The sequence below is a fragment of the Actinomadura sp. genome (assembly GCF_044508335.1).
Lineage (GTDB): Bacteria > Actinomycetota > Actinomycetes > Streptosporangiales > Streptosporangiaceae > Spirillospora.
The window spans coordinates 42,464-51,842 of sequence record NZ_JBIQHY010000041.1 but is presented as its reverse complement, the minus strand read 5'-3'; the positions used below and the strand labels follow the sequence as shown (position 1 = coordinate 51,842).

Sequence of the window (9,379 nt, the reverse complement as noted above, 5' to 3'; positions counted from 1 at the left end):
GCGTCCGACCCGGTCGACACGCCGCGCGACTTCAACACCGGCTCCTGGGCCGCCCGCAAGGCCCTGATCGACGCGGTCGACGAACTGCGGAAGTCGAACATCCCGCTCGACGCGCCTCTCGGCGACCACCAGTACGTCACGCGCAACGGCGAGAAGATCCCGCTCGGCGGAGGCACCGAGGACCTCGGCGTCCTCAACAAGATCGAGGCTCCCTGGACGCCCGGCAAGGGCTACACGGAGGTGACCACGGGGTCCAGCTACGTCCAGGTCGTCTCCTTCGACGGCGATGCCTGCCCCGACACCCGGACCCTCCTGACCTACTCCCAGTCGGCCGACCCGACGTCCCCGCACTACGCCGACCAGACCCGCCTCTTCTCTAAGAAGCAGTGGGTCACCGAACGCTTCTGCTCCAGCGAGATCGACAAGGCCCCGGGCCTGAAGGTGGTCACCCTCACGGGGAAGTGACCCGGCCGAGGAGCAGGATCGAGGCCCTGGACGCCGGCCGCGCGCGTCCAGTCCGGCCCTAGGCGCGGGCGGCGTCCGAGCGCAGGAAGTCCAGAATCAGGGCCACGACCTGGTCGGGGAACTGGTCGTGCGGGTAGTGCCCGGCCCCCTCGATCATCTCCAGGCGGCCGGACGGCAGGGCGTCGACGATCGCGGCGCCCTCGGCGCGCGGGTCGGCCCAGTCGGGGTCGAGCGAGCCCTCCACGACCAGGACCGGGCAGCGGACGTTGCCGAGCTGTTCGCCGGCGTCGGCCGGGGCGCTCTTGCCCATGCCCTGCATGGCCTTCATCCGGCCCGGCTCGCGCATCAGGGAGTCGATGCGGCCGATCCGCTCGTCCCAGTGAGCCGGCTTGGCGCCGGGGTAGGCGACGTCGAGGTAGGAGCGCCAGAGCCGCACGCTGCCGGACATCGCGGTGCCGAGCAGCCGCAGCATGCCGCGCCGGTAGCGCTGCACCTTCAGGAGGCCGCCGAGGCTGACCGACTGCTTGCGGGTGAACGGCGCCAGCTCGACCACGGCGCTGACCAGCGAGGGCTCCTTCGCCGCGGCGATGGTGGCGGCGCCGCCCGAGAACGAGTGGCCGACGAGCACGGCCGGGCCGCCCAGGTGGCGGATCAAGGCGAGCAGGTCGCCGGCGACGGCGGTGCGGCTCCACTCGGGCCAGTCGACGCTGGACTCGCCGCAGCCGCGCAGGTCGACGGCGGCGACCCGGTACCCCGCCTCCGCCAGTGCCGGGATCATGCCGCGGTACCCGTCACGGCTGTCGCCCATCCCGTGCGCCAGGACGATCAGCGGCCCGTCCCCCGCCACCTCATAGGCGAGAGTCCCGCCGTCGACGGTCAGAAACTCGGTCATGACGACCTCCAAGTAGCTAATTGAATTAGCTAAAAGCTAACCTGATTAGCCGACGCTGTCAACTCTCCTCCTCCGTGTCCGCTGCGGCGGAGCCCGTGCTCTCGGTTCCGGTGGTCGCGCGCCGGCGGTGCGAGCGGATAGCAGAGTGGTGATAGCCGCCGGGTGAATCGGTATTTGCCCGGTCGTGCGCGGCGGGAGGAGGGTGTGGGCGTGAGCGATCTGCATGACTGGCCGGGGAGCGGGCTCAGCGACGAGGAACTGGACGTCGCCTACAACGTGCGGCGGAAGGCGGGCCCGGAGCTGTTCGCGCGGCACATGGAGCGGTACCGGGAGATGTCGGAGCAGGCGGTGGACGGGCTGGCCGGCCATCCGGGGATCGTCTACGACGAGGCCGGCGGGGAGCGGCTCGATGTGTGGGGCACCGGCGGCGGGCTCCGGCCCGTGTTCGTCTTCCTGCACGGCGGCTACTGGATGGCGCTTTCGCGGGACGTTTCGTCCTTCATGGCGCGGGCCCTGGACGAGCAGGGCGTCGCGACCGTGGTGCCCGACTACACGCTGGCGCCGGAGGCGACGCTGGAGGAGATCGTCCGGCAGGTGCGGGCCGCTGTGGCGTGGGTGTACCGGCACGGACGTGATTTCGGCCTGGATCCCGAGCGGATCGTGGTGGGCGGCAGCTCGGCGGGCGGGCATCTGACCGGCATGACGATGGTCGGCGGCTGGCAGGACGGCCTGGGGCTTCCGCGGGACGTCGTCAAGGCCGCGATGCCGTTCAGCGGTTTGTTCGACATCCGGCCGATCACGCGAATCTATGTCAACGAGTACGTGAAGCTCGATCTGGAGCGGGCCGCGGCACTGAGCCCTGCTCTGCTGGACGCCGACTACCGGTGTCCCGCGGTGTTCGTGGCCGGAGAGCACGACGGGGACGGGTTCCTGGAGCAGTCGAAGTCGTTCCAGCCGCAGTGGGGCGCCGGGGAGCTGATGATCGTGCCGGACCGCGACCATTTCGATGTCGTGCTCGAACTCGCCGACCCGCGGTCGCCGGTGAGCGCCGAGTTGATGCGCCTGATCAGGCGGTGAGCGCGGCCGCCTCGCGTTCGAGGCGGTCGAGCATGAGGCGGGCGGACGGGACCGGGGAGCGGGCGGCGTCACGCCGACCCGGCGGCGGACCGCCTCCAGGTGCCGTTGCTTCAGCCGCCCGTTGAGGAGGCCGATCGCCCGCATGCCGCCTCACTATCACGGGTTCGTGATAGCTCACTGGTCAATTGGTATTTGTCAGGCATAGCTCGCGGGCGGAGGATCGGAGGTGTCGAGCTGAGCGGGAGGAACGGATGAAGGCTGAGCACTACGTCGGCGGCGTCTTCCGCTCGGACGGGCGGACGTTCCCGCTGATCGACCCCGTGAACGGCGCCGAGCTGGGGGCCGTCCCCGAGGCCACGCGGGGGGTCGTGGACGACGCCGTGTCGGCCGCGCGGGCCGCCCTCAAGGGCCCGTGGGGGACGGCGAGCGCCGAGGAGCGGGCGGCCGCGCTGCGGCGCGTCGCGGACGGCGTCCAGGCCAGGTTCGAGGAGTTCGTCGCGGCCGAGGTCGCCGACACCGGCAGGCCCAGGGCGTTCGCCGAGACCGTCGACGTCCCGCGTGCGGCCGGCAACTTCCGCGCCTACGCCGACCTGCTGTATGGACGTCCCGAACGCGCCTACACGACCCAGGTCCCGGGGTGGAGCACGGGCACCGGGCAGGCGCTCAACTACACGGTGCGGCGGCCGCTCGGCGTCGTGGCGGTCATCTCGCCGTGGAACCTGCCGCTGCTGCTGTCCACCTGGAAGATCGCCCCGGCGCTCGCGTGCGGGAACACCGTCGTCCTCAAGCCGTCGGAGGAGACGCCGTCCACCGCCACGCTCCTCGCCCGGGTCATCGACGAGGCCGGGCTGCCGGAGGGCGTGTTCAACCTGGTGCACGGGCACGGGGCCGGCGCGGCCGGCGAGTTCCTCACCGGGCACCCGGGCGTGGACGCGATCGCCTTCACCGGGGAGTCGGCCACCGGCGCGGCGATCATGCGGAACGCCGCCGAGCACGTGACGCCCGTGTCGTTCGAGCTGGGCGGCAAGAACCCCGCCCTCGTCTTCGCCGACGCCGACCTCGACGCGGCCGTGGACGGCACGGTGCGGTCTGCCTTCACCCATTCGGGGCAGATCTGCCTGTGCACCGAGCGCGTCTACGTCGAACGGCCGGTCTTCGACGAGTTCGTCGGGAAGCTGGCCGGACGGGTGAGGGAGCTCGAGGACTACGGGCCGATGATCTCCGCCGAGCACCGCGACAAGGTCCTGTCGTACTACCGGCTCGCCAGGGAGGAGGGCGCCACGGTCGTCACCGGCGGCGGCGCCCCGGCCTTCGGCGACGAACGGGACGGCGGCTTCTACGTCGAGCCCACCGTGCTCACCGGCCTCCCCGAGTCCGCCCGCACGGTGCGGGAGGAGATCTTCGGGCCGGTCTGCCACGTCGCCCCCTTCGACACCGAGGACGAGGCCCTGCGCCTCGCCAACGACAGCCCCTACGGCCTCGCCTCCACGATCTGGACGACGAGCCTGTCGCGCGCCCACCGGGTGGCGCCCCGCATCGAGACCGGCATCGTCTGGGTGAACTGCTGGAACCTGCGCGACCTGCGGACCCCGTTCGGCGGTGTCAAGGCGTCCGGGATCGGAAGGGAAGGGGGAGAGTACTCCTTGGACTTCTTCTCCGAACCCGTCAACGTCTGCATCCAGATCTGAGAGCGAGCCAGTGACGACGAACATCGACCGGGCCGCCGAGCGGCTCCTCGGCGCCTACGCGAGCGGCACGCCCTGCGCGCCCGTCCGCGACCTGATCACGACGGCGGACGACGCCTACGCCGTCCAGGACCGGCTCACCGAGCGGTGGCTCGGCGAGGGCCGCCGCCTCGCCGGACGCAAGATCGGCCTGACCTCGAAGGCCGTCCAGCGGCAGATCGGCGTGGACACCCCCGACTTCGGCATGCTGTTCGCCGACATGGCCGTCCCGGACGGCGAGGAGATCCCCGCCGGCGCGGTCCTGCAGCCGCGCGCCGAGGCCGAGGTCGCGCTCGTCCTCGACCGCGACCTGACCCACGAGCGGCACACCGCGGCCGACGTCATCCGCGCGACCGCGTTCGCGCTGCCAGCGATCGAGGTGGTCGGCAGCCGCGTCCGCGACTGGGACATCACGCTCGCCGACACCGTCGCCGACAACGCCTCCTCCGGCATGTACGCGCTCGGCAACCGCCCCGTCCTCCTCAAGGACGCCGACCTGCGCCTCTGCGGGATGGTCATGGAGCGGCGCGGCGAGCAGGTCTCCACCGGCAACGGCGCCGCCTGCCTCGGCCATCCGCTGAACGCCGCGCTGTGGCTCGCCGACACGCTGGTCCGCGTCGGCCGCCCGCTGCGCGCCGGGGACACCGTGCTGACCGGCGCGCTCGGCCCGGTCGTCCCGGCCGCGCCCGGCGACGTGTTCGAGGCCCGCATCGACGGGCTCGGCGACGTCCGCGTCGCCTTCGGCAAGGAGGAGGGCTGATGGTGGACGTGCACGCGCTCGCGGCGGAGCTGGACGAGGCCGCCCGGGACGTCCGCGCGATCCCGAAGCTGACGGACAAGACGCCGTTCGACGTGCCCGCCGCCTACGCGGTGCAGCGGGCGGGGATCGAGCGCCGGCGGCAGCGGGGCGAGCGCCTCGCCGGGGTGAAGATGGGGTTCACCAGCCGCGCCAAGATGGTGCAGATGGGCGTGGACGACGTCATCTGGGGCCTGCTCACCGACGGGATGCTCGCCGAGACGTCCGTCGACCTGTCGCGCCTCATCCACCCGCGCATCGAGCCGGAGATCGCCTACCTGATCGGACGCGAGGTCCGCTCGGCCGCCGAGGTGGAGTCGGCCGTGGCGGGCGTCGCGGTCGGGTTCGAGGTGCTCGACTCCCGCTACCGGGACTTCGAGTTCACCCTCCCCGACGTGATCGCCGACAACGCGTCCGCGGCGCGGTTCGGGTACGGGGCCTGGCACGCGCCGCGCGACCTGCCGAACGTCGGGCTGCTGCTGGAGATCGACGGGCGTCCGGTGCAGACGGGCTCGTCCGCCGCGATCCTCGGCGACCCGGCGCGGTCGCTGCGGGCGGCGGCGCGGCTCGCGCTCGGCGCCGGGATGACGCTGGAACCCGGCTGGATCGTCCTCGCCGGCGCGGCGACGGCCGCCGTCCCGCTGCCGAAGGACGCGCACGTCCGCGTCACCGGAGCGGGCCTCGGCGCCGTGGAGGTGACGACGTGATGGGCGACGCGTTCCTCGTGGACGGCAAGGCCAGGCCGCGGGGGCGGTTCCCGCACCTGAAGCGGGCCGGCGACTTCGTGTTCGTGTCCGGGACGAGCTCCCGCCGCCCGGACGGGACGTTCGTCGGGGCGAGCGCCGACCCCATGGGCGTCACCGACCTCGACATCCGCGCGCAGACCCGCGCCGTCATCGAGAACGTCCGCGACCTGCTCGGGGCCGCCGGCGGGGACCTGCGCGACATCGTGAACATCACCGCCTACCTGGTGAACATGAACGACTTCGGCGGCTACAACGAGGTCTACGGCGAGTACTTCGACGAGACCGGCCCCGCCCGCACGACCGTCGCCGTCCACCAGCTCCCGCACCCGCACCTGCTCATCGAGATCTCGTGCGTCGCCCACATTCCCCGCAACGGCAAGGAGGCCGGATCATGACCCTCCCGCAGCTGTCGTACGGACGGCCGTTCAACTTCGAGTCCTGGATCGACGAGCACCGCGACCTGCTCAAACCGCCGGTCGGCAACGTCCAGGTGTTCGACGACGCCGGGCTGATCATCATGGTGGTCGGCGGCCCCAACCAGCGCACCGACTTCCACGACGACCCCACCGAGGAGTTCTTCTACCAGCTCAAGGGCAACATGGTGCTGCGCGTCATGGAGGAGGAGGGCCGCCCGCCGACGGACCTGCAGATCAACGAGGGGGACGTCTTCCTGCTGCCGCCGCACGTCCGGCACTCGCCGCAGCGGCCCGAGGCCGGCTCGATCGGCCTCGTCGTGGAGATCCCGCGGCCGGAGGGGCTCAAGGAGGCGTTCGAGTGGTACTGCACCGAGTGCCACCACCTCGTCCACCGCGCCGAGCTCCAGGTCCGCTCGATCGTCGACGACCTGCCGCCCGCCTTCGAGGCCTTCTACGGCGGCGACCGCAAGTGCCCCAACTGCGGGGCCGTCCACCCCGGCAAGACGTGGCCGCAGACCATGACCCCGACCACGGCGCCCCGGGTCTGACATGGCGGTCATCGACGTCCACGCCCACGTCTTCCCGCGGATCAGCCGCGCCGAGGGCCGCGTCCTCGCCGACGAGGGGCAGCCCTGGCTCCGCGTCGACGGCGGCGGCAGCGGCATGATGATGTGCGGCGACGACGAGTACCGGCCGGTCGGCGAGGCGCTCTGGGACCCCGAGCGCCGCATCGCCGACATGGACGCGGCGGGCGTGGACGTCCAGGCCGTCTCGTCCACCCCGCTCATGTTCGGGTACGCGGCCGAGCCGTCCCGCGCCGCCGAGTGGTGCGAGCTGGTCAACGAGCGCATCCTCGCGTTCTGCGCGCACGCCCCCGGCCGGCTCCTGCCGCTCTGCCAGGTCCCCCTCCAGGACCCGGAGCTCGCCCGCGACATCGCGACGCGGGCGAAGGCGGCCGGGCACCGCGGCGTCCACATCGGCAACCACGTCGGCGACCGCGACCTCCACGACGACGGCATCACCGCGTTCCTCGCGCACTGCGCGACGCTCGGCCTGCCCGTGCTGGCGCACCCCTGGGACATGCTCGGCGCCGACCGGATGCGCGGGCACATGCTGCCCTGGCTGTCGGGGATGCCCGCCGAGACCCAGCTCAGCATCCTCGGGCTGATGCTGTCGGGTGCGTTCGAGCGCATCCCGGAGTCGCTGCGGCTGTGCTTCTGCCACGGCGGCGGCTCCTTCGCGTTCCTGCTCGGCCGCGCCGACAACGCCTGGCACCGCCGCGACATCGTCCGCGCCGACTCGCCGCGCCCGCCGTCGGAGTACACCGACCGGTTCCACGTCGACTCCGCCGTGTTCGACCCGCGCGCCCTCCGGCTGCTCGTGGACGTCATGGGCGCCGGGCGCGTCATGCTCGGCACCGACTACCCGTTCCCGCTCGGCGAGAAGGAGCCGGGCGCGGCGATCCGGGCGTGCCCCGGGCTGGACGACGCCGACCGCGCCCGGATGCTCGGCGGCAACGCGGAGGCGTTCTTCGCCCCCGCCGGCGACCCGGTGGCGGACGCGGCAGGCGAACGACTCGTGACCACGGAGGGAATGGCCCAGTGAGCTACGCGACCTCCGCGGAGGACGAGGCGCGGCGGCTCGACGAGACCGACCCGCTGCCCACGCTGCGCGGCGAGTTCCTCGTCCCGCCCGCGCCCGGCGGCGCGTACGAGGAGGCCGCGTACTTCGCCGGCAACTCCCTCGGCCTCCAGCCGCGCGGCGCCGCGGGACTGATCCGCGAGGAGCTGGACGACTGGGCGCGGCTCGCCGTCGAGGCGCACACGCGGGGCCGCCGCCCGTGGGTCGGCTACCACGAGCTGCTGCGCGAGCCCTTCGCCCGGCTCGTCGGGGCCCGGCCGCACGAGGTCGTCGCGATGAACTCGCTGACGGTCAACCTGCACCTGATGATGGCGAGCTTCTACCGGCCCGCCGGGACCCGCACCCGCATCGTGATCGAGGACTCGGCGTTCCCGTCCGACTCGTACGCGGTCGCCAGCCAGGCCGTCCACCACGGGCTGGACCCGGCCGAGACCGTCGTGCGGCTGAGGCCCCGCCGCGGCGAGGACAACCTGCGCACCGAGGACGTCCTCGGCTTCCTCGAACGCGAGGGCGACACGGTCGCGCTCGTCCTGCTCGGCGGCGTCAACTACCTGACCGGCCAGCTCATGGACATGCCCGCGATCACCAAGGCGGGCCGCGCCGCCGGCGCCGCCGTCGGCTGGGACCTCGCGCACGCCGCCGGGAACGTCCCGCTCCGCCTGCACGACTGGGACGTGGACTTCGCCGCCTGGTGCACCTACAAGTACCTGAACAGCGGCCCCGGCGCGGTCGCCGGCTGCTTCGTCCACGAGCGGCACGTGCGGGACGCGTCCGTGCCGAGGCTGTCCGGCTGGTGGGGGACCGAACCGTCGGTCCGCTTCCGGATGGACCCCGACATCGCGCCGCCCGCCTCCGCCGACGCCTGGCAGCTGTCCAACCCGCCCATCATGGCGCTCGCCCCCGTCCTCGCCTCCCTGGAGATCTTCGACCGGGTCGGGATGGAGGCGCTGCGCGCCAAGAGCCTGCGCCTCACCGGCTACCTGGCTTCCCGGCTCGCCCCGCTCGGCGGCCTGGAGATCATCACCCCGGCGGACCCCGCGGCGCGCGGCACCCAGCTGTCGCTGCGGGTCGCGGACGCGGGCGGGCTCGTCCGGCGGCTCGCCGAGGCGCACGGCGTGGTCGCCGACGCACGCGAGCCGGACGTCGTGCGGCTCGCGCCCGTCCCGCTGTACTGCACGTTCCACGACTGCCACCGCGCCGCCGAGGCACTGGCGGATCTTGTTTAGGTGTGTCAGTGCATAAGTCGGTCCGGCATCGGGTAGGTTCGGACGCGTTGCACGATGACCCGGCCAGGCCGGCGTCTAGCAGTCTCGAAGCGTTTTTCCGGGTGACCGGCGGACGTGGGATGAGTCCGCTTGCAGCCCGGCCCGCCGCCCGGCGGGCCGGTGAGGTCACACCAGAAGGAAAGACAGCATGGCCGAAGGCACCGTGAAGTGGTTCAACGCCGAGAAGGGCTTCGGGTTCATCGCGCCTGACGGCGGCGGCCCCGACGTGTTCGTCCACTACTCGGCGATCACCACCAGCGGGTACCGCAGCCTGGACGAGAACCAGCGCGTCGGGTTCGAGATCACGCAGGGCCAGAAGGGCCCGCAGGCCGAGGGCGTCTACCCGCTCTAAGGCAC

General features: G+C 72.5%; 11 protein-coding genes. 10 read left to right on the top strand and 1 reads right to left on the bottom strand.

Annotated features, from left to right (window positions below):
- A partial coding sequence (locus ACIWVC_RS16695; protein WP_396448499.1) for a penicillin acylase family protein occupies nucleotides 1–465 on the top strand: 465 nt, incomplete at its 5' end.
- Nucleotides 466–523: 58 nt separating this feature from the next.
- Here ACIWVC_RS16695 and ACIWVC_RS16690 read toward each other — a convergent pair.
- A complete protein-coding gene (locus tag ACIWVC_RS16690; protein ID WP_396448498.1) occupies nucleotides 524–1,357 on the bottom strand; it encodes an alpha/beta fold hydrolase in 834 nt (277 codons plus the stop codon).
- Between the two features lie 210 nt (nucleotides 1,358–1,567).
- On the opposite strand from ACIWVC_RS16690, the gene ACIWVC_RS16685 reads away from it, so the two are divergent.
- The 9 genes from ACIWVC_RS16685 to ACIWVC_RS16645 all read left to right on the top strand — a co-directional run bounded on the left by ACIWVC_RS16685 (nucleotide 1,568) and on the right by ACIWVC_RS16645 (nucleotide 9,374).
- Nucleotides 1,568–2,434 (top strand): alpha/beta hydrolase, encoded by an 867-nt coding sequence (locus tag ACIWVC_RS16685; protein WP_396454287.1) that lies wholly within the window; start codon nucleotides 1,568–1,570, stop codon nucleotides 2,432–2,434.
- 251 nt (nucleotides 2,435–2,685) lie between these two features.
- Complete coding sequence (locus ACIWVC_RS16680) at nucleotides 2,686–4,122, top strand: 2-hydroxymuconic semialdehyde dehydrogenase (protein ID WP_396448496.1); 1,437 nt, start codon at nucleotides 2,686–2,688, stop codon at nucleotides 4,120–4,122.
- Nucleotides 4,123–4,132: 10 nt separating this feature from the next.
- Nucleotides 4,133–4,918 carry a 2-keto-4-pentenoate hydratase gene (locus ACIWVC_RS16675; protein ID WP_396454286.1) on the top strand — a complete coding sequence of 262 codons (786 nt, stop codon included), beginning with the start codon at nucleotides 4,133–4,135 and terminating at the stop codon, nucleotides 4,916–4,918.
- Complete coding sequence (locus ACIWVC_RS16670; protein ID WP_396448494.1) at nucleotides 4,918–5,661, top strand: 2-keto-4-pentenoate hydratase; 744 nt, start codon at nucleotides 4,918–4,920, stop codon at nucleotides 5,659–5,661. The genes ACIWVC_RS16675 and ACIWVC_RS16670 overlap by 1 nt, the downstream gene beginning before the upstream one ends.
- Nucleotides 5,661–6,095 (top strand): RidA family protein, encoded by a 435-nt coding sequence (locus tag ACIWVC_RS16665; RefSeq protein ID WP_396448493.1) that lies wholly within the window; start codon nucleotides 5,661–5,663, stop codon nucleotides 6,093–6,095. The genes ACIWVC_RS16670 and ACIWVC_RS16665 overlap by 1 nt, the downstream gene beginning before the upstream one ends.
- Nucleotides 6,092–6,664 carry a 3-hydroxyanthranilate 3,4-dioxygenase gene (locus tag ACIWVC_RS16660; RefSeq protein WP_396448492.1) on the top strand — a complete coding sequence of 191 codons (573 nt, stop codon included), beginning with the start codon at nucleotides 6,092–6,094 and terminating at the stop codon, nucleotides 6,662–6,664. Before ACIWVC_RS16665 ends, ACIWVC_RS16660 begins: the two co-directional genes overlap by 4 nt.
- Before the next feature lies 1 nt (nucleotide 6,665).
- Nucleotides 6,666–7,721, top strand: a complete 1,056-nt coding sequence (locus tag ACIWVC_RS16655) for an amidohydrolase family protein (RefSeq protein WP_396448491.1) — start codon at nucleotides 6,666–6,668, stop codon at nucleotides 7,719–7,721.
- Complete coding sequence (gene kynU / locus ACIWVC_RS16650) at nucleotides 7,718–8,983, top strand: kynureninase (RefSeq protein WP_396448490.1); 1,266 nt, start codon at nucleotides 7,718–7,720, stop codon at nucleotides 8,981–8,983. The genes ACIWVC_RS16655 and kynU overlap by 4 nt, the downstream gene beginning before the upstream one ends.
- A gap of 187 nt (nucleotides 8,984–9,170) precedes the next feature.
- Nucleotides 9,171–9,374 (top strand): cold-shock protein, encoded by a 204-nt coding sequence (locus ACIWVC_RS16645; RefSeq protein WP_067468803.1) that lies wholly within the window; start codon nucleotides 9,171–9,173, stop codon nucleotides 9,372–9,374.
- Nucleotides 9,375–9,379: the final 5 nt, after the last annotated feature.

What these genes read in the sequence shown, in the direction of transcription:
- ACIWVC_RS16690 (WP_396448498.1), bottom strand. Translation starts at nt 1,357, where the DNA reads ATGACCGAGTTTCTGACCGTCGACGGCGGGACTCTCGCCTATGAGGTG.
- ACIWVC_RS16680 (WP_396448496.1), top strand. Translation starts at nt 2,686, where the DNA reads ATGAAGGCTGAGCACTACGTCGGCGGCGTCTTCCGCTCGGACGGGCGG.
- ACIWVC_RS16670 (WP_396448494.1), top strand. Translation starts at nt 4,918, where the DNA reads ATGGTGGACGTGCACGCGCTCGCGGCGGAGCTGGACGAGGCCGCCCGG.
- ACIWVC_RS16665 (WP_396448493.1), top strand. Translation starts at nt 5,661, where the DNA reads ATGGGCGACGCGTTCCTCGTGGACGGCAAGGCCAGGCCGCGGGGGCGG.
- ACIWVC_RS16660 (WP_396448492.1), top strand. Translation starts at nt 6,092, where the DNA reads ATGACCCTCCCGCAGCTGTCGTACGGACGGCCGTTCAACTTCGAGTCC.
- ACIWVC_RS16655 (WP_396448491.1), top strand. Translation starts at nt 6,666, where the DNA reads ATGGCGGTCATCGACGTCCACGCCCACGTCTTCCCGCGGATCAGCCGC.
- ACIWVC_RS16645 (WP_067468803.1), top strand. Translation starts at nt 9,171, where the DNA reads ATGGCCGAAGGCACCGTGAAGTGGTTCAACGCCGAGAAGGGCTTCGGG.